Annotated in this window: 23 protein-coding genes; 10 read left to right on the forward strand and 13 right to left on the reverse strand. The window is 40.0% G+C overall.

What is annotated here, in order from left to right; genetic code table 11:
* The first annotated feature begins 649 nt into the window (after positions 1 to 649).
* Positions 650 to 1,051: a cytidine deaminase gene (gene cdd / locus EWV60_RS21455; RefSeq protein ID WP_287234585.1), complete on the forward strand. Its 402-nt coding sequence runs from the start codon at positions 650 to 652 to the stop codon at positions 1,049 to 1,051.
* A gap of 36 nt (positions 1,052 to 1,087) precedes the next feature.
* Here cdd and EWV60_RS21460 read toward each other — a convergent pair whose 3' ends face one another.
* On the reverse strand, positions 1,088 to 1,921 hold the full coding sequence (locus EWV60_RS21460) for an AbiJ-NTD4 domain-containing protein (protein WP_287234586.1): 834 nt from the start codon (positions 1,919 to 1,921) through the stop codon (positions 1,088 to 1,090).
* A gap of 379 nt (positions 1,922 to 2,300) precedes the next feature.
* A complete protein-coding gene (locus tag EWV60_RS21465) occupies positions 2,301 to 3,566 on the reverse strand; it encodes a YcjF family protein (protein WP_287234589.1) in 1,266 nt (421 codons plus the stop codon).
* Positions 3,567 to 3,624: 58 nt separating this feature from the next.
* Here EWV60_RS21465 and EWV60_RS21470 point away from each other — a divergent pair, with 58 nt between their 5' ends.
* On the forward strand, positions 3,625 to 4,800 hold the full coding sequence (locus tag EWV60_RS21470) for a DUF4336 domain-containing protein (RefSeq protein ID WP_287234592.1): 1,176 nt from the start codon (positions 3,625 to 3,627) through the stop codon (positions 4,798 to 4,800).
* Between the two features lie 58 nt (positions 4,801 to 4,858).
* A complete protein-coding gene (locus EWV60_RS21475) occupies positions 4,859 to 5,167 on the forward strand; it encodes a ssr2422 family thylakoid membrane protein (RefSeq protein ID WP_002798015.1) in 309 nt (102 codons plus the stop codon).
* Positions 5,168 to 5,198: 31 nt separating this feature from the next.
* Here the strand turns inward: EWV60_RS21475 and EWV60_RS21480 are convergent, their stop codons facing one another.
* From EWV60_RS21480 to EWV60_RS21500, 5 genes are all read right to left on the reverse strand, one after another.
* Positions 5,199 to 6,335 carry an amino acid ABC transporter permease gene (locus tag EWV60_RS21480; RefSeq protein WP_287234595.1) on the reverse strand — a complete coding sequence of 379 codons (1,137 nt, stop codon included), beginning with the start codon at positions 6,333 to 6,335 and terminating at the stop codon, positions 5,199 to 5,201.
* Between the two features lie 256 nt (positions 6,336 to 6,591).
* Positions 6,592 to 6,858: a photosystem I reaction center subunit PsaK gene (gene psaK, locus EWV60_RS21485; RefSeq protein WP_002734065.1), complete on the reverse strand. Its 267-nt coding sequence runs from the start codon at positions 6,856 to 6,858 to the stop codon at positions 6,592 to 6,594.
* 144 nt (positions 6,859 to 7,002) lie between these two features.
* Complete coding sequence (rpmB, locus tag EWV60_RS21490) at positions 7,003 to 7,239, reverse strand: 50S ribosomal protein L28 (protein ID WP_002732080.1); 237 nt, start codon at positions 7,237 to 7,239, stop codon at positions 7,003 to 7,005.
* Between the two features lie 254 nt (positions 7,240 to 7,493).
* Positions 7,494 to 7,916 carry a PIN-like domain-containing protein gene (locus EWV60_RS21495; RefSeq protein ID WP_287234598.1) on the reverse strand — a complete coding sequence of 141 codons (423 nt, stop codon included), beginning with the start codon at positions 7,914 to 7,916 and terminating at the stop codon, positions 7,494 to 7,496.
* Positions 7,913 to 8,629, reverse strand: a complete 717-nt coding sequence (locus EWV60_RS21500) for a DUF433 domain-containing protein (protein WP_193977160.1) — start codon at positions 8,627 to 8,629, stop codon at positions 7,913 to 7,915. The genes EWV60_RS21495 and EWV60_RS21500 overlap by 4 nt, the downstream gene beginning before the upstream one ends.
* Positions 8,630 to 8,803: 174 nt before the next feature.
* On the opposite strand from EWV60_RS21500, the gene EWV60_RS21505 reads away from it, so the two are divergent.
* Positions 8,804 to 12,004 carry a type ISP restriction/modification enzyme gene (locus tag EWV60_RS21505; protein ID WP_287234602.1) on the forward strand — a complete coding sequence of 1,067 codons (3,201 nt, stop codon included), beginning with the start codon at positions 8,804 to 8,806 and terminating at the stop codon, positions 12,002 to 12,004.
* Between the two features lie 236 nt (positions 12,005 to 12,240).
* On the opposite strand, the gene EWV60_RS21510 is transcribed toward EWV60_RS21505, so the two are convergent.
* A complete protein-coding gene (locus EWV60_RS21510; protein ID WP_287234603.1) occupies positions 12,241 to 12,477 on the reverse strand; it encodes a hypothetical protein in 237 nt (78 codons plus the stop codon).
* Between the two features lie 2 nt (positions 12,478 to 12,479).
* Positions 12,480 to 13,472 carry an ImmA/IrrE family metallo-endopeptidase gene (locus tag EWV60_RS21515; RefSeq protein ID WP_287234605.1) on the reverse strand — a complete coding sequence of 331 codons (993 nt, stop codon included), beginning with the start codon at positions 13,470 to 13,472 and terminating at the stop codon, positions 12,480 to 12,482.
* A gap of 222 nt (positions 13,473 to 13,694) precedes the next feature.
* Between EWV60_RS21515 and secA the strand changes: the two genes are divergently transcribed.
* Positions 13,695 to 16,508, forward strand: coding sequence for a preprotein translocase subunit SecA (gene secA / locus EWV60_RS21520; protein WP_287234608.1), 2,814 nt, complete (start codon positions 13,695 to 13,697; stop codon positions 16,506 to 16,508).
* A gap of 402 nt (positions 16,509 to 16,910) precedes the next feature.
* Entirely contained in the window at positions 16,911 to 17,390 is a 480-nt protein-coding gene (gene ispF / locus EWV60_RS21525; protein ID WP_287234611.1) for a 2-C-methyl-D-erythritol 2,4-cyclodiphosphate synthase, read from the forward strand.
* A 22-nt stretch (positions 17,391 to 17,412) separates the two neighbouring features.
* Here the strand turns inward: ispF and EWV60_RS21530 are convergent, their stop codons facing one another.
* The gene (locus EWV60_RS21530; RefSeq protein WP_287234614.1) at positions 17,413 to 17,631 is read right to left on the reverse strand and encodes a type II toxin-antitoxin system HicA family toxin; all 219 of its coding nucleotides are present in this window, start codon (positions 17,629 to 17,631) and stop codon (positions 17,413 to 17,415) included.
* Positions 17,632 to 17,634: 3 nt separating this feature from the next.
* The gene (locus EWV60_RS21535; protein WP_002743455.1) at positions 17,635 to 17,889 is read right to left on the reverse strand and encodes a type II toxin-antitoxin system HicB family antitoxin; all 255 of its coding nucleotides are present in this window, start codon (positions 17,887 to 17,889) and stop codon (positions 17,635 to 17,637) included.
* A 305-nt stretch (positions 17,890 to 18,194) separates the two neighbouring features.
* Here EWV60_RS21535 and argS point away from each other — a divergent pair, with 305 nt between their 5' ends.
* From argS to EWV60_RS21555, 4 genes are all read left to right on the forward strand, one after another.
* Entirely contained in the window at positions 18,195 to 19,952 is a 1,758-nt protein-coding gene (gene argS / locus EWV60_RS21540; protein WP_287234616.1) for an arginine--tRNA ligase, read from the forward strand.
* Between the two features lie 669 nt (positions 19,953 to 20,621).
* The gene (locus tag EWV60_RS21545) at positions 20,622 to 21,014 is read left to right on the forward strand and encodes a Mo-dependent nitrogenase C-terminal domain-containing protein (RefSeq protein ID WP_002750927.1); all 393 of its coding nucleotides are present in this window, start codon (positions 20,622 to 20,624) and stop codon (positions 21,012 to 21,014) included.
* 30 nt (positions 21,015 to 21,044) lie between these two features.
* A complete protein-coding gene (locus EWV60_RS21550; RefSeq protein WP_002743467.1) occupies positions 21,045 to 21,803 on the forward strand; it encodes a hypothetical protein in 759 nt (252 codons plus the stop codon).
* A gap of 5 nt (positions 21,804 to 21,808) precedes the next feature.
* Positions 21,809 to 22,060 carry a hypothetical protein gene (locus EWV60_RS21555; RefSeq protein ID WP_002750923.1) on the forward strand — a complete coding sequence of 84 codons (252 nt, stop codon included), beginning with the start codon at positions 21,809 to 21,811 and terminating at the stop codon, positions 22,058 to 22,060.
* A 42-nt stretch (positions 22,061 to 22,102) separates the two neighbouring features.
* Here EWV60_RS21555 and EWV60_RS21560 read toward each other — a convergent pair whose 3' ends face one another.
* A complete protein-coding gene (locus EWV60_RS21560; RefSeq protein WP_002732247.1) occupies positions 22,103 to 22,510 on the reverse strand; it encodes a hypothetical protein in 408 nt (135 codons plus the stop codon).
* A complete protein-coding gene (locus EWV60_RS21565) occupies positions 22,510 to 24,456 on the reverse strand; it encodes an AAA family ATPase (protein ID WP_287234623.1) in 1,947 nt (648 codons plus the stop codon). Before EWV60_RS21565 ends, EWV60_RS21560 begins: the two co-directional genes overlap by 1 nt.
* Positions 24,457 to 24,461 lie beyond the last annotated feature (5 nt).

Here is a 24,461-nt window from a genome sequence, read left to right on the forward strand (position 1 = left end):
AAGGGTGATGCAAGGGTTTTAAGAGATTCTAGCAGATTTAAGTGCATTTGGGAAGCTCTCAATCAAGCTAAAAGCCCTTTCCTGTAAGGTTTTTAGATTTATTCAGCAAACCCTAATTACTCGCAGCCAGAAATACGTTGGGTTAATATCATACTTTGTGCTTTTTGTCAAAAAAACTTTTTTTTTGCAATAAAACTACATAAAAAAAAGATCATCGTTGTGGGTGAAATTGACTGATTTACCCGTCTTGATTAGGATCACCTTCTAGGTGTGGCAAGGGTTTCAAGCATTGCTGCCTAAAAAAGCATAAAATAGCCCATTATGAAATTCTATCAAATCGCTGTAACCTTGATAACATCGTTGTTAAATAAAAATCTTTCTCAATTAATTCTTAAGAATTTATAAATATTGCGGAATGTTAATTTAAATATTCTCAAGTTTTTGCAGTCAATAAATAATTTTTGCTTATCTTTGTCGGAAAATAGAACTCTCGCAACAATCCAACATCTACCATTGGGTTAGGAGTCAGTTATCAGTTATCAGTTATCAGTTCACTGAGAAAACTCCCCACACCCTACACCCTAAACCCTACACCCCACACCCCACTTCCCCAATTCCCCAATTCCCCACTCCCTGCTATCGGCAGCCGATGACCCTATCTGAACAAGAAAGACAACAACTCTGTGACACTGCTCGGGAAGTGGCGAAACTTTCCTATTCTCCCTATTCCCGTTTTCGGGTGGGGGCGGCGGTCTTGACAGATAAAAAGATTTATGCTGGTACTAATGTGGAGAACGCTAGTTATGGCTTGAGTTTATGCGCGGAAAGGGCAACTTTAGCGCAAATAATCGCAGCGGGCGATCGAGAAGTACGGGCGATCGCTATAGCCTGTATCGATGGGAAGAATGATATTAGTCAGTTAACTCCCTGCGGAGCCTGTCGTCAATGGATAGCCGAATTAGCGCCGCAAGCAGAGATTATTATCTGTGGAACCCAGCAAAATTATCGTTTTAATCTCTCGGATTTACTGCCTTTTTCCTTTCGTTTTTAACTGTGGGTAAAGTATAGGGGTTAAGGTACTACAACGCTATCGCCTTGAGGCACTTTTGGCTATGAGGTAATTAATGTATGCTGAACAAACCGAAAGCATAAATACGGCATCATCTTTTGTTGCGGCGCTATGATCAATCAGTGCATGGCGTATTCCCGATTCATCGCTTGTGTATCCATATAACTTGGACAAAGCCTCCTTTAGAACAGGATGAAGATACCCCATTTCTTCAATTTTCTTGATTGATTTCCCAAGTGTAGCTTTTGGATCACCCGTAAAGTCTCTACAGGCAGATTCAACCGCAGATATAGATTCTTTTATTGAATTACGATAATCTGGGTCTTCTCTATCGTAAAGAAATCTAACGGATGTTGTTATATGTGTGGCAGCACCAGCAAACCGATTTTGGTTTGCCGCATTTTCAATAGAATCTATTGTATGTTCATCAATTAAGTCTGCTACCTTTCCATCAACAATTCTATAGCCACAGTTGTCTCGTTCCATAACACTGTTCATAAATTCGGTCATACTCCTAACTATGTTTTCGTCCTTTTCGTCAAAAGAAGATATCAGGCATTCGATGAAATCGTAAACCTCGTTCCACTTAAACTGGAAAAAGCGCTCACGGATAAATGCAACAAGTGAAGTCCAATAAGTTGGGCATTCGTCAAGTGGCATCTTAAAATAATTATGCCATAACCGCCTTAAGACAATCACATGGCTACAATTGTTTGTGTAGTAAAAAGAAACCGGTTCTAAAAATGCTAATGATATAGCAGACCATAACCCATTACGCAATCCCCTATCCATAGAATCTATCTGGACAGGAACCTCCGTCGGTTGAATATTTTTTCGTTGCGAAAATGTCATTGTGTTCTTTTTGGATAATTTTAGACCCTAACTATTAATTTAATTATAGCAATTCGGTTCTTCTCGTTCCTGTGTGGAAGCAAGAAGAATAGGGATAACTTTCTGGAAAGATAGTCTTCAAAGCCTTGCCTAGCAAGACTCCTACGAATGTTCAGCAATGATTATCACACAAAGTCGAGAAGATCCGCACATTTTTGATATATTTTGTCTATTACTTGAACGTAATATATTCAACTGTATTGAACCATAGATCTGGTTCAGAAGCACAAGTAAATTTCCAGTGGGGCTAAAGCTGACAAATATTACTAAAATCTCGCTAACTTGAAGATATGCTACTTGTCTTAGGCTGCTTCATCTCCAACACTTAAGGGGCTAATAACTAGATTTTATCTCCTCCCGTAGCGACATTTTTAAATCTTTCTTGGGCAGCAGAAAAAGCCTCTTTCATCACCCTTTGAATCCTCTTAGGATCGGGTTTTTTACCCCCCATTAAATCGCCAAAATAGACACAAGCGCCCTCTCCTAGGGCCCAGGTATAGGCAGCAGACCAAGAAGCGGCGATGACACTGCCAAAACCGGGGATAAATTTCACTAATTCCCGACCGATGGCCTGGGCCAAAAAGCCGCCAGCGATCGCACTGACGACTCCGCCGGCTTGGGATGGGGTTAAGACTTGACCGTATAATTTGCCTAAAACCCCCACCATTGACACTTGTAGGGCGGTTAACACGGGCATAGTCGCTAAGGGTAAGGGAATCGCCGCCAAGGTTCCCGCTATCACGGAAAAGGCTAACATATAGCGTCGGGCCACGTCCCGATAGAGATGGCCTAATTTATCGCTGGTTTCCCGATCTAAAAGTTGGTGGATGGTGTTAGCCTCAGCTTTTGGCAATAAATCAGCTAAATTGTCTCTAAATGCCTCTAAACCGTAAAAAACAGGGTTGTAACCGTCTTCCTCTAGGGTAAAATCTATTATCACAGAATTGTCGTATAAATCCTTAAAAGTTTCTTTAATTTCTTGATAGGCGCGATTGATATCCTCGAAATCGGGAGGATAAGGGGGATGATCGGCGATATTAGGAGGATAAAGCTGATGAAGGCAGGTTACAGCCAGTAAACAGGGGATTTTAGGATATTTTTGCCGCAGTTGTTTGGTAATTTCCAGAAGGCTATCGGTGGCAAAATCATCAATTTTTACCGTCACGATAAAAACCTGGGCGCGTCCCGTATTTTCAGCTAAATCTGCCAATAATTCCGCGATTATCGTCTCTGTGTGTTGATAGGCATCTCCTAACCCCACCGTATCGGTAAAAATCAACAGGGGTAAATCTTCTGCGGGGTAGGTGTAGCGCTGGGTGTTTTGGGTGTGGGGACGGAAACCTTGCCCGACGATTTCCGCCGAAACTCCCGTTATTCCCCGAATAATCGAACTTTTTCCCGTTTGCGGTTTACCGATTAACAGCGCCTCGGTGGTGGGTAATTCTTGACGGACTTTTTCTAAAATTTCCGCTACTTGACTATCACTGACACTAAACCACTGGAGGACAGTATTAGTCAACTGGTCGATGGGGAGTCTTTTCATCACTTCCCCCGTGAGACTATTCCAAGTATTGACCAAAGAATCAATGGGCAGTTTATTAGTCATGGGGATTAGAAGGGTTTATGATAACTAAAATAGAGATTTTCAGCCATAGAATCAGACGATGACAAAAGCCGCAATTAGTCCGCAAGATTTATCATGGCCTTTCTGGCCAATTGTACCACTTTATCCCTACGGTCAAAGACGGACAATTCGCCAAGAAGTGGTGAAAGATACGCTCTGGACATTTGAGCAATTGCAGGGTATTTTCTATGTGGTTGTGCCGATTCGCATGACGGTAATTAAGTTAGCATCTGGGGGTTTATTTGTTTATGCACCTGTGGCCCCGACTCCGGAATGTATTCGCTTAATGCGTGAGTTGGAAAGTGAACACGGGGAAGTTAAGTATATTATTTTGCCGACGATTTCTGGGATTGAACATAAGGTTTTTGTGGGTCCTTTTGCTCGTTATTTTCCTAAGGCTATAGTTTATGTTGCTCCTAATCAATGGAGTTTTCCTCTTAATTTACCTTTGAGTTGGTTGGGTTTACCGGCAAAACGAACAGAAATTTTACCTGCTGACTCGGCAACTACTCCTTTAGGAAAAGATTTTAGTTATGAAATTTTACCCGCAATTGATCTGAATGTGGGGTACTTCTCGGAAGTGGCTTTTTTTCATCACTACTCTCAAACTCTGCTGCTAACCGATGGCATTATTTCTATCCCAGAAAATCCTCCCGCTATTTTAGAATTAGACCCCTATCCGCTGCTGTTTCACGCTAAAAATACGGCTAAGGATCTGGTGGAGGATACCCCAGAAAATCGCCGTCGGGGTTGGCAAAGAATTTGTCTTTTTGCTCTTTATTTTCAACCTCCTGTTTTAGCTGTTCCCAATTGGATTAAGGTCTTTCGAGATGCTTTTACTGCTAAGGAAAAGAGTAAAAAAGCCTATTTTGGTTTATTCCCTTTTCAATGGGGTGATGATTGGCAAAAGACTTTTTTAAATTTGCGTCGCGAGGGGAGGTTAATAGTCGCGCCAATTTTGCAAACTTTGATTCTTAATCGCACTACTGACGAGGTTAGTCAATGGGTTGATAGAATTGCCCAATGGCCGATTAAACAGGTTATTCCTTGTCATTTTGCTAGTCCAATTCAAGCTGATAGGCAAGAGTTTCAGCAGGCTTTTTCTTTCTTGTTAAAAGATTCTTATTTACCTAAAGATGACTTGCAATGTTTAGAAAGTATTGATAGTTTTTTTGTACGCTGGCGATTGACTCCTCCTCCTGATAAAAAATTGTAATTTATGGCTAAGAACTGCTATAATGTAGGCGGTTGTTAGTTGATTGCTAATCAAGGTCATGCAAATTCCCGAAAATCCCAGTAATGATGACATCAGAGCGGCGTTGATTCAATTAAGTGATGAAGTTAGTGATTTGCAAGAAAAATTCAGCCAATCACAGGACGCATTCAGTAAGTGGCGAGATGAAATAGGACAAAAAATTGATCGCATAGATTATAAATTTGATGCCTATCAAAAAGGTACAGATGGTATGGTGAGAATGGCTACTACTATCATCATTGCCACCGCTTCTGTGGTGGTTTTATCTAGTCTTAGTCCTGCGGTAACAGCAATTATCACCGCTTTATATTCTGCTAATGCTCATTAATTAATTTATCGCTAAATTCTGGTGCATTAGGCTACCTTTCCTGAATTTTTACCCGTTTGTTTAATTGATTCATAGCCAGAGAAATCACCAGATTAAAGAATAAATAGGTGGCCATAACTACTATTAACATCTCTACAGCTTTTCCTGTCTGATTAGCGATGGTACTAGAGATAGCATAAATATCATTATAACCGATAGCGATCGCTAAACTAGAGTTTTTAACCAGGTTTAAACATTCATTAGTTAAAGGAGGAATAATCACCGGCAAAGCTTGGGGAAAAATCACTAATCTCATTACTAATAAAGGTTTTAATCCCAAGGCTTTAGCTGCTTCCCATTGTCCCCGATTAACCGATTGAATCCCTCCCCGTACCGTTTCCGCAATAAAGGCAGCTGTATAAACAGTTAAACCGATTAGGAGAGTAGCAAACTCGGAAGAAAGATGTAAACCGAAGTCAATATTTTGATTAAGAGGATTAACTTGGGGATTTTGCCATTCTAAACCCCAGATTAGAGGAATTATAACTAGGATTAGTAGGCTAGTTAGGCATAAACTAAGTTTATTTTTTAGGTATAAAAATACTGAGATAATTATTCCTAAAATAATGATAGCTAAGGCTAACCATGTCCTGAAACTATTAGCGGGAAAAGGTAAATAGACTCCTGAGTTATTTAAAAATACCCTGCCAAAAAACTCTAAAGATTCCTCAATTTTCGGCAGTTTCAAAAATACAGCAAAATACCAGAAAAATAATTGTAATAATAGGGGAGTATTGCGAATAGTTTCCACATAAATTGTTGCCAACTGACGAATTAACCAATTATCCGACAAGCGACCTAACCCGATGACTATTCCCAGACTAATCGCCAAAAATATGCCAGTAATCATAATGCGGAGGGAATTAACTAATCCCACCAAAAGAGCGCGAAAATAGGTATCGGTGGGACTGTAGGCAATAGGAGAGTCACCAATAGCAAAAGAGGCTGGTCGGTCAGTATCAAAGAGAAAGCCAAAGCCAAAACTTAAGCGTAAGCGTTGGAAATTAATCACTAAATTGCGACCAAAAAACCAGAAAATTAGGCAGACAATTAGCAGGATAATTACCTGTAAAAAAATCTTCTGAAATCGCTCATCGTACCAAAAAGAGTTTTTTTGAGGTAAGGTCATAATGGGTTCATCTCAATTTTGTCGAAATATCTATATTACATTTGGACGCACGCGATGCGCCCCTACCATTGGCACGATAATATTATTGTAGGCGCGAATGGCATTCGCCCTCTTTTAATAACTTCTGCTGCTAACCTATATGTGAGAGAAAGTCACAAAGATAAGATGCACCCAGTCATATTGATTGGATAATTGTTAATTTTTCACAAAAGAAATCGGTGACTTTTGGCCACCGATTGAGAAAATCAAAAAATATTTAGATAACCCCCAGACGGGAGAGACCGAGGATGACACCGGCGCCGAGGACATGACCAAAACTGGTAGTACCCAGTAAAGCGCCTAATCCCATACCACCGAATAAAGCGGGGGAAGGTAAAGCAGGACCGACATTTTGTTGTTTAATAGTCGCTTTACCGAAAGCAATAGCGAGAATATTGCAGATAATCATGACAATCGCCACTTTGGGACTCCATTCGCTGGAACCTTGCACGGCGGTGGCGGCCATTAATAGGGTTGAGTACATTGAAATTCTCCTGAACAGGTCGTTTTAAGTTTTTAATCTTAAAGGTAGTTTTCACCCCACATCACGCCCTGTTGCAATACTTAATAATCAAAAGCAGAGGAGTCAACCATACAGCCGATTCGTTTCCACTTCCGAACTACTCGCTTAGTACAAATTCAAGTTTAAGCCTACTTCTCTAGCGAAGACGGCTAATCCTTTCTTTTCAATGGTTTTGATAGCTTTGGTGGAGATGCGTAGTTTTACCCAACGGTTGCCTTCCGACCACCAAACTCTTTTCCATTGTAGGTTAGCTTCTTGTAATTTTTTGGTGCGACGGTGGGAGTGGGACACCGCATAGGCGTTATTGGCCTTTTTCCCCGTCATAGTACAGACTCTAGACATAATTTACTCCTGTGCGATCGATGTTTGTCAATAGTCAACCTTTCTAGTTTAACTCAAATCTCGCCAGAAGTCCCCCCCTTCCCCTGGGTGAAGTGAACGGAGATAAATTTAACAGCAAGTGGGGGGATTAAGAAGTTGATTAAACCGGTTCACTGCTCAGACAATTTCGACAATTGCATCAAAGGTAATGGTGAGAATATTGTCAACAAATTTAGCTGTAATTTTTTACTGAATAAAAAATATTTTAATAAGTTTTACATAGTTTCTAGTATTCTGGTTAATTCATTTTTATTTTTCCACAATTTTACTTGAAAATCTTGGTATATTTTGGCGACAAAAGGAGCTTGATTACCTTGAATTATTTTTTCGATTTTATCGATTGTTTCGACAAAAATATTAATCATGGTTTGACGAGGTAAGTTGCCAGAAACTAGAACAAATACTTGAGCCTGATAACGGGCTATCTGTTGAACTTCTAAAATATTTCTACCAATGTTTACATCTTTAGTTAATACTATCCATCCTCTTTGACTAACAATAGGTAGCCAATCTGTATCCGGTGCATCTGGGGCAAAATGGTCATGATGAAATTCAATTTTAACCCCTATTTCTTGCAAAGCTTCACCGATAGACTTTCCTAAAGCGCGGTCGATAAAATAGGTGTATTGATAGGTCATGCCGCTTGCCAATTGGACTCGAATAAAATCGCTTTTTCAATTTGCCAAGGTTGACAATTATAATCATTGGCAATATCTTCTATAGAGTCCCCCGCATCATAAAGTTCTGTGACAACTTTAGTGGGAATTCCTGTTCCTGTGATCACGGGTTTTCCGAAGGAAATATTAGGGTCTATCTTTAGGACTTTATTGCTGAAGTCTTCCCCATTTATGTCGATAGTGGGAAAAAGCCGTGTGGCGATATCTTGTTCATCCCATTCAATACGAGTTAAGAGATTATTTAAGAATTGTTTCATCGTCAATTGTCCCGAACGGGAGGCATTAATTAAATGTTCAAATTGTTCAATAAAAAGGTCAATTCCATCGGTACTAAATTGTTTTTGAACTAGAGGATGATCGGTGTTAAATTGTTCACTAATATAGTCTAGGGCCAGTCTAACTTTATCGAGAGGGATGTTATGAACTTTGCGAATAACTCTTAAAACGTGCGCTTCCACTAAGTTAGTAAAGGAAAGTTGCGGAATATTCAGATTAGGTCGTTGAATGAGGGGTAAAAACTCTTTTTGTCCTTTTTTAGTGGGGTACGTGCGTCCTCGTACCCACGTTCTCAGAGTGGGTAAAGGAATATGGAGATAGCGCGCAGTATCGGCTATAGTGTAGGTGGGAACATGATAGAGATGCTCTAGAGATAAGGGAGATGATGCTTTGACCATCGTTAATATTTTGGTGAAGTTGTTGAGATGAGATTATCGCCTATTATTTCATTCTAGCTAATTTTGGTATCCTTGAGGATAGGGATAAAGCAGGATGAGGGCATCTCAGTGGACATTGGGGGCAAATGAGGTTATATTTTATCTATAGAAGAACGTTTGTATGTCGCAACGATAATGAGTAACTCACTGCCAAAATATCTAGAGGAAATCACAGGCATTTATCAACAGGGTAACGCCACAGAACACAGTTATCGTCCTGCTTTAAAAAAATTAATTGAATCCCTAAATAATAACCTACAAGCTCTCAATGAACCCAAAAGGATTGCTTGTGGCGCTCCAGATTTTGTGATTAATCAGGGTATAGTAGAAATTGGTCATCTGGAAGCAAAAGATATCGGAACTTCTCTCAAAAAGGTTGAAAATACTCCCCAAATAAAACGTTATTTACAGGCTTTGGGTAATTTAATTATCACCGATCATTTAGAATTTCGTTGGTATGTATCGGGAGAATTGCGTCTATCAGCTGCCGTGGCAACTCTTAATCAAAAAAAGCAAATTAAACCTGATTCCCAGGGTATTTTACAAGTAGAACAATTGTTCTGTCAATTTTTCCTCTCAAAAGTTATTCAGATCACAACACCGCGAGAATTGGCGAAAAAAATGGCCGCTTTAGCGCAGTTAATTCGAGATGCAATCGGCCAAGCTTTAAAAGATCAAGATTGCGGGGGAATGTTGCGGCAACAATTGCAATCTTTTCAACGAGTTTTAATTAGTGATCTCAATGAAGCGCAGTTCGCGGATATGTATGCACAAACAATCTGTTATGGGTTATTCGCAGCACGCTGTAATACGGATCAAATAAGTTCTTTTTCCAGGGAAACGGCGGGATTTCGACTACCGAAAACTAACCCTTTTTTGCGGGGAATTTTTCATCAAATTGCTGGTACAGAATTAGATGAGCGGATTACTTGGGCCGTGGATACTCTAGCGACTATTTTACAACAAACGGACATGGATGGTATTCTTAGCAGCTTTGGAAAACGCACGCGCAAGCAGGATCCTGTGGTTCACTTTTATGAGACTTTTTTAGCCGAATACGATAGTAAAATGCGTGAGTCTAGGGGGGTTTATTATACCCCTGAACCCGTGGTTTCTTACATGGTTCGCAGTGTGGACTATATTCTAAAAAATAAGTTTCAGATTCCTAAAGGTTTGGCCGATGCCAAAAAAATTACGATTAAAAATCCTAATAATAGCCAAGAAACTCAGGAAGTTCACCAAGTTTTAATTCTCGATCCTGCTGTGGGAACAGGCACTTTTTTACACTCTGTTATTGACCATATCTATGACAGTTTTCGTCAACAGAAAGGGATGTGGTCTAGTTATGTCAGTAAACATTTATTACCCCGTCTCTTTGGGTTTGAATTACTGATGGCTCCCTACACCGTAGCACACATGAAGTTAGGTTTACAACTTCAGGAATTAGGCTATGATTTTAGTGCCGATGAACGCTTAGGAATGTATCTCACTAACACCCTACAGGAAGCTTTTCAAATTCCCGCTGCTGATGGTTTTTTAAATCGCATTCGCGATGAAGCAGCTGCGGCAAAAGATGTTAAGCAAGAAATGCCAGTCATGGTTATTTTAGGCAATCCACCCTATTCCTATCAGTCGATGAATACTGACCCTTGGATTGTGAATTTAGTTAAGGATTATTATCAATTAGATGGAAAACCATTGGGAGAGAGAAACCCTAAAGGTTTATTAGATGATTATGTGAAGTTTATTCGCTTTGCTCAGTATCGGGTAGCGGAAACTGGTTATGGAGTTGTGGCGTTAATTACAAATCATGGTTATTTGGATAATCCCACTTTTCGGGGAATGCGTCAAAATTTGATGCAGACTTTTGATGAGATTTATGTTTTAGATTTGCATGGGAATAGCAAGAAAAAAGAAGTTTGTCCCGATGGTTCAACCGATCAAAATGTGTTTGATATTCAGCAAGGTGTAGCGATTGCGTTTTTTATTAAGTATCAAGATAGTCAGCAAGATTTAGCCAAGGTTTATCATGCTGATTTGTGGGGTGTTAGAGAGGTGAAAGAGAATAAGGAGTTAGTTGGGGGTAAGTATCATTGGTTAGATGAAAATGATATTAGTTCAACTGAATGGGAAATTATTAAACCTGAAGCAAGTTTTTATCTCTTAAAAAATCAAAATACAGCTTTATTACCAGAGTACGAGAAAGGCTGGAAAATAGTTGATATTATGTGTGTTAATTCAACAGGTGTAAAAACTCACAGAGATCATTTTGTTTTTGATTTTGATTTTGAATCTCTTTATAAGAGAATAGAAGATTTTAGAAATATTCAAATCGCCGACAAAGAAATTGGAGAAAAATATAATATAAAAGATACAAGAGATTGGAATATTGTTGAACAAAGAAGAGCTTTGTTCAACAATAGTCAGTGGTTAAGTTATTTTACTAAATGTTTATATCGCCCTTTTGATTTAAGAGAATATTATCACCATCAAAATGTAGTTGAACTTCCAAGACAAGAAGTTATGCACCATTTTGTAAACTTTGACAATTTGGGTTTAATTACTTCTCGACAACAATCACAAAGTGGGATTTGGTCTTTAAGTTTTGTGACACAAAATATCATCGAATGTTGCTCTATTTCTAATAAAACAAAAGAAACAAATTACATTTTCCCCCTTTATCTTTACCCAACCAATACCCCAACCCTATTTGAAACAGAACCAACCAACTCGCCAAATGGTCGCCGTCCCAATCTAGCGCCAGAATTTATTAACAAACTTTCGGCAAAACTTGACTTAGAATTTATCAGTGATGGCAAAGGAGACAAAAAGAAAACCTTTGGACCAGAGGACATTTTTAACTATATCTATGCCGTCTTTCACTCTCCCCAATATCGCCAACGTTACGCCGAATTTTTAAAAATAGACTTTCCTCGTGTTCCTCTCACCAGTAATCAAGAATTATTCTGGGAATTAGTCAAAAAAGGTGACAGATTAGTGCAGTTACACCTGATGAAAGCAACGGGAAAAGAAATTAGTAGCTATCCCGTGGCGGGTTCTAATCTAGTCGAGCAGGTGAAATATGACGAAAATAAACAACAAATTTCGATTAATTCTGACCAGTATTTTGCGGGGATTCCGCTCCAAATTTGGAACTTTTATATCGGCGGTTATCAAGTGTGTCAGAAGTGGCTAAAAGACCGCAAAGGTCGCCACCTTAGCTACGATGACCTAGAACATTATCAACAAATTATCTCCATTTTGGGCGAATCGATCGCAATTATGGAAACTATAGATATAATTATCAATAAATATGATGGTTTCCCCTTTAGTTAAGCCACCGGTGAGAGAAGATTAATACTAAATCCGTTGACTATAGGCTACATATCAGGACAGGTAAAAGGGAGAATAAATAATCAGTACAGGTGCAAGATTTTGAGAGAATCGTGCTTCAAAACCTTGGGTTTTCATCGGCCCGCGTCCTGTAGGGGCGAAGCATTCGGGCAATAACCTATCGGTGAAACCGGAGATTTTCTATCCGAATGCTTCGCCCGTACTTTTTGCCGCAAACCCTAGATTGATATTTTATCGCAGGTTTCAACCACAAATAAAGCGTCTTCTAGGTTATATTTATTAGGGTTTTTCTTCCTTTTTTGTTGCGCTTGCCTTTTAAATTTATATTGAAATGTCTGAAGAATTTTAACTTGATTAATTTCAACTCCAAAGGTATTGAGGGTTTTCTCAAATAAGCCATAGGTGGACAATTTTAGGATAATGTCATTATCCAAACAATAAAGAGAATCAGTCAAGGTTAAACTCCTAACACCTTTTCTAGATATTCGTAGGTTTCGTCATCAAATTTATCCCAGTCTAACTTATTAGCCAAATATTCATTAATAATCTTATTGCCATTTGGGTTGGGTTCTAATAATTTTAAAGTAGCCATGGCTAAAGCAAAGTAGCGCCTGTTATGCCATCCATAGTTCAGAATAATTGCACCTATATCAATATCCGGATGATGAGAGATAAAATGCTCTTGAACATATTTACTGAATCTTTCAACATTTTGGAATTTCCTATCCCCAAGGCAGTTATCACAATCACCTAAGAGTAATTCAGTGGCAAATTGATTAGCTTCTTTTTCTTCTCTATCATTATCAAATGTAATCTCTTCATCAACTAATACCCCATCTTTTAGATGTGCTAATGCTAAATGTCCTAATTCGTGCGCTAAGTTAAAAGCGAGTCTTGCCGACTGTTGATATTTTGAACTAAGAATAATTACAGGACAAGTGGAATACCATTGAATTAATCCAGCAAATTTCTTAGTTTTGTTAGGAAAATGATCAAAGTATCCTACCGCTATTCCCTGAGACCAACAATAATCTAAAAGAGAGGTCAAGTCAACCTTTGACCGGTGACTTAAGATGTCTTTCCTGATGGTTTTAGCATCCTTAGATAAAGGGGTATAATTAACTTCAACCCCCAAGGAAATTAACTCAGCAAAACGACTTGCTAAAGCTTGTGCTAGATGGGGATGTTGGTTATTCTGGCTATTGTGCTGTTTAAATTTAGTATGAGGAGGTCGATTAAATTTGACCTTTTCTTGAGGGGTTAATAAGGATGAGAGGTCAAGATTGAGGTTTTTGGCGATATAACCTGCCCCTTCTAGGACCGCAACGGGTTTATCATTGAGTTCATCATCCCACCAACTGGGCAAGCCATTTTCTCGGACATAATTTTTTTTAAGTCCGATTTTTGAGAGTTTCCCGTAGAGGGCTGCCATGGTAAGGCTTTCTGTCATGGTTTCACCCTCCTTTGTCGGCAATACTAAGTTTTTTAAGGTTTTAGGGAATCAAAGTAGATCAGCATATTCTTATCTCTAAGATACCATCTCTAACTTAATTTTTGCCCACTGGCAAGAGTCCCTTTTCAGGGATAAATGACTCTCTACTCCCAACGAGAGTGATACAATTGTTAACACCACAGACCAAGAGCTAATCGAAGCGAGAGAATAAAAACTGCTATGTTAAAAGCCCTACTCGGAGATCCCAACGCCCGCAAAATTAAAAAATTTCAGCCCCTCGTCACCGAAATCAACCTGCTGGAAGAAGACATTAAAAACCTATCCGATGAGGAATTAAGGGGCAAAACCAGCGAATTTAAGGAAAGATTAGACAAAGCGAGAAATTATGACGAAAGAGAGGAGATTCTCGAGGAAATCCTCCCCGAAGCTTTCGCCATTGTCCGGGAAGCGGGAATCCGAGTCTTAGGGATGCGTCACTTTGACGTGCAGTTATTGGGGGGAATGGTACTCCACAAAGGACAAATCGCCGAGATGAAAACCGGGGAAGGAAAAACCCTAGTTGCCACACTCCCCGCTTATTTGAATGGATTGACCGGAAAAGGGGTTCACGTCGTCACCGTCAACGATTATCTCGCCCGTCGTGACGCGGAATGGATGGGGCAGGTACACCGCTTTTTAGGGTTAAGTGTGGGACTAATTCAAGCCGGCATGAGTCCAGAAGAAAGAAAGAAAAATTATGCCTGTGACATCACCTACACCACTAACAGCGAACTCGGCTTCGATTATCTGCGCGATAACATGGCTACAGTGATGGGGGAAGTTGTCCAAAGACCCTTTAACTACTGCGTTATCGACGAAGTGGACTCCATTCTTATCGATGAGGCCAGAACTCCATTAATTATATCAGGACAGATCGATCGACCCACAGAAAAATATATTCTCGCCGCCGAAATCGCCAAGCAATTAGTGCGCCAAAAAGTAGAAGACGGACCAGGAGACTACGAAGTTAACGAAAAAGACCGTAACGTTTTAATGACCGATGAAGGCTTTAAAAGAGCGGAAGAACTATTGGGAGTTACCGATTTATACGACCAAGAAAATCCCTGGGCGCACTATATTTCTAACGCTATTCGTGCCAAAGAACTCCAGAAAAAAGACGTTAACTATATCGTTCGCAGTGGTGAAATTGTTATTGTTGATGAGTTCACGGGACGGGTATTACCGGGGCGACGTTGGGGCGATGGTTTACATCAGGCAGTGGAGGCTAAGGAAGGGGTAGAAATTCAACAGGAAACCCAAACCTTAGCCACGATTACCTATCAAAACTTTTTCCTACTCTATCCGAAATTATCCGGCATGACCGGGACGGCCAAAACTGAAGAAACGGAACTAGAAAAAGTCTATAACCTGCAAGTAACAATTGTTCCCACTAACCGCGTTTCTCGTCGGCAAGATTTAGCCGATGTGGTCTATAAAAATGAACAGGCAAAATGGAACGCCGTCGCCGAAGAATGTCAACAAATGCACGAACAGGGTCGCCCGGTTTTAGTTGGTACCACCAGTGTGGAAAAATCGGAAGTGCTTTCGCTGTTATTACAGGGAAGAAAGATTCCCCATAACTTACTTAATGCTCGTCCGGAAAACGTGGAAAGGGAATCGGAAATCGTCGCCCAAGCAGGCCGGGCCGGAGCCGTAACTATTGCCACGAACATGGCGGGACGGGGAACCGATATCATCCTCGGTGGTAACTCCGACTATATGGCCCGATTGAAAATTCGCGAGTATTTAATGCCGAAATTAGTTATGCCCGAGGATGACAATTTGGCCTTTAGTTTACCCAGTTTAGGAGAACGCAATCGCCCGCAAGGATTCGCCCCGGGTAAGAAGAAAAAAAACTGGCGCGCCTCGGCGGAAATTTTTCCCACCGAGTTACCGAAAGAGGTAGAAAATGCCCTGAAAGAAGCGGTTAAATTTGCCGTTGATACCCACGGAACTCAAAGTTTACTCGAATTAGAAGCAGAAGAAAAAATCGCTATCGCAGCTGAAAAAGCTCCCACGGATGACCCGGTTATTCAAAAGTTACGCGAAGTCTATAAATTAATTCGCAAAAGTTATGAAGATTACACAGGTAAAGAACACGATGAGGTAGTAGAAAGGGGCGGACTGCACGTTATCGGGACGGAACGCCACGAATCCCGCCGTATTGACAACCAATTGCGAGGCCGGGCGGGCAGACAGGGCGACCCCGGTTCCACACGCTTCTTTTTAAGTCTAGAAGACAATTTATTGCGGATTTTTGGGGGCGACCGCGTGGCGGGTTTAATGGATGCCTTCCGGGTGGAAGAAGATATGCCCATTGAGTCGGGAATGTTAACTCGTTCCCTGGAAGGCGCGCAAAGAAAAGTGGAAACCTTCTATTATGATGCCCGGAAACAGGTGTTTGAATACGACGAGGTGATGAATAATCAACGGCGCGCTATTTATGCCGAACGTCGTCGGGTTTTGGAGGGGATGGACCTAAAAGAACAGGTGCTGCAATACGCCGAAAAAACCATGGATGAAATCGTCATGGCTTATATTAATCCCGAACTGCCGGCAGAAGAATGGGATTTAGAAAAACTGATTAGTAAATCTCAGGAATTCGTCTATCTGTTGGCAGATATTACCGCTAAAGATATCGAGGATATGAGTGTTAATGATATCAAGATGTTCCTACACGAAGAAGTTCGCAAAGCCTACGAAATTAAGGAACGTCAAGTCGATAATATTCGCGCCGGTTTCATGCGCGATGCCGAACGTTATTTTATCCTGCAACAAATCGATATGTTATGGCGCGAACACCTGCAAGCTATGGAAGCTTTACGCGAGTCGATTGGTTTACGCGGTTACGGTCAAAAAGACCCCCTAATTGAGTATAAACAGGAAGGCTACGAGATGTTTTTAGAAATGATGATTGATATCCGTCGTAACGTGGTTTATTCCCTGTTCCAATTCCAACCGCAAGGACAACCCCAAGCAGTGGCTAGTGAGTGAACAGTAAAAATTAAAGGTTGGTTTAAATTGGGGAGAATTGGCTAAGGCTGATTCTCTCATTTTTTTCTACCGAGAAATCAGTCACCTACAATCCACACTAGGACTAAAATTATCAGTCCGATTACTCCATAGGACAGCAACGACCCCAAAGAATTGAGGATTTGTATGGGAAAATGAATCAAAACTTGGTAAGTAAAATCCGTAACTGCCAGCAAGGCAGTGAAAAATATAGTCACAAGTGTTATCATATTTAATATCTTCTCAATCTGATAGAATAAATGGCTATCCTTTGCGGCAATCGGCAGTGGATAGTCAGAATTTAGGAGATTATCCCCAAGAAAATTCTACCGCAATTTGGGTGCATCTCACATTTGCAGAAACACCGACAATGAGGACTGCTCTATGAATATTCGTATTGGTAACGGCTACGATATCCACCGATTAGTAACAGGAAGACCTTTAATTTTAGGAGGAGTAGAAATTGCCCATACTGTCGGTTTATTGGGTCACAGTGATGCCGATGTCTTAACCCATGCTATTATGGATGCCATGCTGGGTGCGCTTAGTTTAGGCGATATCGGTCATTATTTTCCCCCCACAGACCCACAATGGCAAGGGGCGAATAGTTTAAAATTATTAGAACAAGTTAATCAATTAATTATCGATAAAGGTTGGCAGATTAATAATATTGATTCGGTAATTGTTGCCGAAAAACCGAAAATGAAACCTCACCTTATTGCGATGCGAGCCAAATTAGCAGCAACTCTCAAGATTAATCCGGACCAGGTGGGAATTAAAGCCACTACTAACGAACAATTGGGACCGGTAGGACGAGAAGAAGGTATCGCAGTTTATGCCGTGGTTTTATTGGTTAAGCAGTAGGTTAAATGCGGTGTTTTCCCTGCTATTTTCCCAGCCATTCTTCTCTGGTAATACCCGCTTGATTGAGAATGCGTTTTAACAGTCCTACCCCTATTTCTCCTTGATGGGGATTGGGGATAATTATCGTTAAATTATCCCGACGCATTTGAGGGTGTTTACCCCCAGCGTAGGGACCGTCAAACCCAAGTTCTCGTAATCTTTGAACTAGATTAAGCCATGATACGGCGGTTAATTTAGACATATCTTAAATTGAAGACATGGGTTGAGGAAGGAGATTAAGATCTATTCCTGCTAACACTGGAATCGGCAAACCTAAACACAGACGCAAAGCAATCCAATCGCTTAAAGCTTCGCGCAATTCTTGCTGGCAATCTTCTAGATTGGCGTGATTTGCCCAAACTCCCTGAAGGGGTGGAATTTCACCCCAATAAGTGCCATCTTCTTCAATGATTTCGTATCGAGCTAATGCCATCGCTTGATCAATATAACTGGCTAACATGGTTGTACTATTGGTAAAGCTTACTTACTATATTAAAGCAAATGTTTCCCAGCAGCCAGCTGCATTGGATTCGCCTTCAGATTATGATCAGGTAAGATGGTCAATCACCCAAGTTATCTGGATTGTTAATCTCGTTGGCTCGAAACTATAATGAATACACCACAAAAGATGAGCAAAAAGGTCTTGAAAGAATACCATCAATCGGCATCTTCAGTAGCTAATTCGACCCATAATCTGGTCACTGCTAGGAAGCTAATTGATTCCTTCTCAATTTTTGTCTAATCCCTAACTGCTAAATTCTCTCTATGACTGCCATTATCCAACAAATAAAAGAGCGTTTTTCCCAATCCCTAGTTAAATCCTTTGGGGAAAACTTCACCGCTACCGATCCTCTAATTGTGGCCGCTAGTAACCCCCGTTTTGGCGATTATCAATGTAATATTTCCCTCTCTTTAGCCAAAGAATTAAAACAAAAACCCCGGGAAGTGGCGACAACTTTACTAAAAAATCTAGAGATAGATGATCTCTGTCAACCCCCCGAAATTGCTGGACCCGGTTTTATCAATCTTACCCTGAAACCAGGTTATCTAGAAACCCAATTAAAAGACCTAATTACTGACAACCGTTTAGGGGTTGCCGCTGCTAACCCCAGTCAAAAAATTATTGTCGATTTTTCCAGTCCCAATATTGCCAAAGAAATGCACGTTGGCCACTTGCGATCGACTATAATTGGTGATTGTATTGCTCGGATTTTGGAATTTCGTCATCATCAAGTAATTCGTCTTAATCATGTTGGGGATTGGGGTACTCAATTCGGGATGTTAATCACCTATCTACAAGAAGCTTATCCTAGTGCTTTAACCCAAGCAGATGCTCTTGATTTAGGGGATTTAGTTAGCTTTTATAAAAAGGCTAAAATTCGTTTTGATGAAGACGAAAACTTTAAAGAAACTGCCCGCCAAGCTGTAGTAAAATTACAGTCGGGTGATCCTCAAAGTCGTCAAGCATGGCAGTTACTTTGTCAACAATCACGACGGGAATTTCAGAAAATCTATGATATTCTCGATATAAAACTAACCGAAAGGGGGGAATCTTTTTATAATCCCTACCTTGAGACAGTAATCAGAGAATTAGATCAACAGGGATTGCTAACAGAAGACAACGGCGCTTTATGCGTCTTTCTCGATGGTTTTACCAACAAAGAGGGGGATCCTCTGCCCCTAATTGTCAAGAAATCCGACGGCGGTTATAATTACGCTACCACCGATTTAGCAGCAATTTGTTATCGAGTTCGGCAAGATAAGGCCGAAAGAATAATTTATGTTACTGATGCTGGACAAGCTAACCATTTTGCCCAAGTATTTCAGGTGGCTAAAAAAGCGGGATTTTTACCCGATAATGTGGCAGTGGTTCACGTCGCTTTTGGATTAGTTTTAGGGGAAGATGGTAAAAAATTAAAAACTCGTTCCGGGGAGACGGTAAAATTACAAGAATTACTCGATCAAGCGATCGCCTATTCCCTAGCTGACTTAGAAAAAAGACTGGCAAGCGAGGAAAGAGAAGAAACCGGCGATTTTATCGCTAAGACTGCCGAAACTGTCGGTTTAAGTGCCGTTAAATACGCCGATCTCAGCCAAAATCGCAATAGTAACTACGTTTTCAGTTACGACAAAATGCTCAATCTGCAAGGCAACACCGCCCCCTATATGCTGTACGCTTACGCTAGGGTTCAGAGTATCAGTCGCGAAGGTGATATTAATTTTCAGGATTTAAGTGCCAATTCACCGCTAATTCTCAAGGATGAAAGCGAATTAATTCTGGCTAAACAATTACTGCAACTGCCGGAAGTAATTAGTGCAGTGGAAGAGGATTTATTACCCAATCGTTTATGTGATTATCTTTATGAACTCAGTAAAAAGTATAATCGTTTCTACGAAAATTGTCCCGTTCTGAAAGCAGCAGAACCGATTAAAACCTCTCGTTTAGTTTTGTGTGATTTAACGGCAAGAACCCTAAAATTAGGCTTATCTCTCCTGGGAATTCCCGTTTTGGAAAGAATGTAAATCAGTTATCAGTTATCAGTTATCAGTTATCAGTTCACAGCAAAAAACTCCTGGCTCTTCTAGGTTCTGTGTGATAAGTTTAACTTACATAGGATCGATCAATCTTTGTGTCCTTTGTGTCTTTGTGGTTCCTTCCACTCGCTCTCGCGTAGCGAGCGCGTTGCGACCGCCAGCAGGACTGTATCTTAGAATACATTTTGCCCACCAAACCTAAGAGAGCCAACTACCCAATTCATAATTCATAGTTGATAATTCATAATTCCCACACCCCACCCCTTGCATTGCGTATCTTTGACAAAAGCGGGTGATATTTTATACCCAGAAAAAGTGTACTATGCTGACGTGAAAAAACCTGACTTTTTGCTAACCTAGAAATAGCTCTAATCAGAGCCAATATCTTTGGGGGAAGCTTAGAGATTAATCTAGTTAAACTGACTCATGACGTTATCTTATTGTCGTCTGTTGCCTATTAGCTTTCAGGTGATAACTCGGAGATCGGGAATTAGTACAAAAGTTCAAATTTCCTCTCCGCAGCCCCAGCGTTCCTGTGTAGTCTTAACGAGTAATTTTATCCCAGAGATGTTATCGTTAAAGCGGTCAAATGTCCGAACGTCCTAGAGGATTTTCGGGAAAGAGCATTTGCCCTGTCGTAATCTCAGATAGAACCTTATGAGTCAATCAATTGAAGATAAAGCTATGGCCGATGCTGATGTATCAGATTATACCACAAATAAAATAATTGTCTCTAATTGGATCGCCCCTTGGTCGAAAGGCAATCGGAAAAATCCGTCACCGCAACCAAAATGGGATTTATGGCAACCCCTGCGGCAACGAATTGATCGCCTAGAAATCAATACACCTGAACTAGCTCACAGGATTTGTCGTCTAATTCCGGCTCAATGTCCCTTTGCGCGAAAAATTAACCTATTTAGCTGGACAATTCTAGAGATTCCCCCCCTTTGCAAGCTAAATCCCCTCTACGAAAACCTGATGATGTTAAGATTTCGCGCTCTTTCTTACCTGGCCGATGAATGTGGAGAGGATATCGGTGCTTACTGCTAAAATGGGAGAGTGTCTTTAATCGCCACACCTATGGCCATCATCGCTCTGAAAGCTTGGTATCTGGACAAATACGAACCTATCCGCGAGGTTGTCAAACGTCCCCACGACTTGCGCTTAAGTCGCAATAGTCTTTTAAAATCGGGTTTAAGAGCCGATTTTCTCGATGATAGTCTGACAATACAGGGTTCTGTCTGGTTCCAACGCTATTTAGAAGGGGAAAGGGTGGAATTCTACCTCGAAGGTAGTGGCGGTTACGTCATCTCGAATATTGACCTGATTTCCCAAGAAATTTACTTTACTAAACAGGACCTCAGCACTTGGCTGGATCCCATCATTTATTTTAGCTCCCAAAGCCAATTTAAGGACTCTAGCACCGCTTTAAAAACAGTTTTGACCGAAACCGTCGAAAATCTCAATAAACGCTCCCGTTTGCCCTTAACTATGGAAGAAACGCCTCGAACTGAGGGCAATGTCACCCGGTTGAGTGATAGTCAATTACGCAAAATTCGCAAAAGTTTATTATTTATTGCCGATGCTACGGCGATTAGCCAAAAGGAAACGGAATTACTGCCCAGTCCCCTAGTGGGTGTAGAATTAGGTTATGCGATCGCTTGTAAACAGGGCGGACAAATTCTGCTAACCTATCAAAATCGGGCGGAATTAAAGGGTAAACTAGCTTTTGACCTGCCAAGCTACCAAAAATTAATTTTCTCGGATCTGAGCGAATTGCGTCTCACTTTTCCGCCTTTAATGGCAACTTTATTACAAAAATTCAATCTGATTAGTTAAAAAAAATGAGTAGAAAGGCTGATGAGTACGCAGTACATTTGTTCTTGAGCAGTGGACATCGCGAGGAAGTCCGTTTTTTGACTATCCAAGAATTTCAAAAGTGGTACAGTAACGAATTAGTTCCGAAAGCCGATTCCAGGGATTTTATCAATGTTCCGATCAGAAATATTCAAGGGGAATATATGGTTTTACGTCCAGCTAGTATCGTTGCTATTCGCGTGGAACCCGTCTTTTTTGGCAGTGTGGAAAGAATCTAATTTGTCGTTATCCCTAAAAAAGATAGTTAGATAGGGAGAATTTTAGAGATTATTGATAATTCTCTCAATGTCAGCTTGGATTTGATTGCTGACTTTGCCTTGCCAGCGTTCTTTTAATTCCCTTAATCCCACTTCTGCGTATTGACAGATCTTATCTAAAACTTCTTTGCCATCGCTAGGTTGAGGATAGGAATTCTTTTTACAGATAATATAAATTCCTGCGGTTAAAGCTAAAATAACTTCTGGCTCGATTTGGCTAATATTAATTAAATCTTGTCGATTACTCAGATTGATTCCGTAGATACTGAAGTCTTCTTTAATGGCAAAAGCAGCGGCGAATAAATAAGCATCTACCATGCGCTCAAAGGTTTTATTATCTTTTAGTACCTGTAGATAATTTCTGGAAGTTTCCGAGGCATAAATCTTCAAACTGGGATCGATTCTCTGCATTAGTAATTCTCCATCACTTCAATCACGGAAGCATCTTCATCGGCAGCCAAACGGTGTATTTTGAACATATCAGTAGTATAGGGGAGCAGCAGATTTAAAAGTGGATCGGGAAGATCGCGATCCGTGGCTAAAATAATCACTTGGGAGTTTAAATTAGGGAGAGAGTTAATAATATTTTTTTGATGTTCTTTGTCTAAATGGCCAAAAGGTGTATCCATAATTAGGGGAACACAATTATCGGTTATTTGATTTAAACCAGTGATAAAAGCAAAAGCTAAAGCTTCCTTTTCTCCCGCACTTAAGACATCGGGATTTAATAATTTTCCCGTGATGGTACGGATTCCTAAAGTATATTCGGGAGTGATTTCTACTCCTTTATATTCCTCTGGTTTGTTGGTTACTTGTAAATAGCGATCGCTGGTTACTTGATTAATCATTTTTTGAGAATTATCGATATGCCATTCGATTAATTCGTTAGTGGCATTTTTTAAACCTATGGCCATTTTAACCTGATTAGATAACATCGATGTGGTTTGATTTTCACTAGCTAAAATTTCCACTTCTTTGCGTAAATTTTCTAATTGCTTTTCTTTGATTTCAATGTCCTTTTGCAAGCGTTCGATCCTTTCTTCAATCTCCTTAACTTTTTGTTCCGATTCGTCAACTTTTCGCCAAATATCCCTCACCGAATCTTGATTTATTCCCGTGGTTTCCTGTTTTAGCTGTCTCATATCTTGATTAATTTCTTCGATTTCTTCTTCTAAAAGATCTCTTTGTAAAAGCAATTGACTATAATTGCTAAATTTGGCATTATCTCGGATAATTCCCTGTAAATAAATTCTAATTTGATCTTTTTCTATTCTGGTGGTGTTGTCCACTTCTAAGGACTCTAGTTCGGCAATTTGTTGAAGTATAAAATCACGAGAACTTTTATCTAAACAACGACCACATAGACAGCTTTCGTCGTCAAGTATTGCTTTAAAAATTGCTGTAGAATTAGTTTTATAGTTGCTTTTTAAGCTAGTAACTTGCAAATCATCGGCCATTTCCTGCACAAAGTTAATCAGCAAAGGTATCGAAGCTGTTTTTAACCAAGAATCAATAGACTTTTGCAGGTTATTTAACTCAGTTTGTAAACCGATACGCTTTTTATCTAAGTTATTAATTTCCTCTAATTTTTCTCGTAAACTTTCAATCTGAGCAGCTTTTTCTTGAGCGACTTGGTAGATAACTATAGCATTTTTTTCCTCATCTTTAGCATTTTTACGCTGACCTTGTTGCAGATCAATTTCTTCTTCTAATTCTCGCAATTGTTGCAGCTTATCTGTAAATTCCTGACTGGTTCCCTCTGCTTTATTTAAACGTTTTTCTAATTCTTGTAAGGCTTTTTCTGTATCATCGCGCAGATTTCTTAATTCCGGGATACCCAAAACTTTTTCAATTGCTTCTTTTGCTTCTTTAGTTTGAGTTATCTGGGTATATTGTTCAATTTTTAAGCCATCAAAACAGAAAAAATCTCGAATAGATTTAGGAAGCAATGCTTCGATATATTCCCTAGAGTTACTTCTTATGGTTCCATCTTCATAAAATAATGCTTCCTCTAAGCTGAGAGAAGAAGTGCTACCATTAACTTTTAATTTCGCTGTGCGACTGATAAAGTAATTTTTCTCGTTTCTAGTAAAATTTAATTCTACCCGCATTTCTTTTTCTTCTGCTGATGAAGAATCCCCCTCACCTCTATAAAAATAGGTTTTCATAGTCTCTTTAGATACAATATCTACCCCATAGAGACACCATAAAATCGCCGTCATCAGAGAAGTTTTACCGTGGCCATTATTACCGAAGATAATATGAATTTTTCTGTCGGGATGCAGGTTAAAAGTAATATTTTGACTAGGGTAACATTTCCAATTAGTTAAGCGAATTTGTTTCAGTCTCAAAGTCATAGAGT

It is taken from the genome of Microcystis sp. Msp_OC_L_20101000_S702 (assembly GCF_007095705.1).
Lineage (GTDB): Bacteria > Cyanobacteriota > Cyanobacteriia > Cyanobacteriales > Microcystaceae > Microcystis > Microcystis ichthyoblabe_A.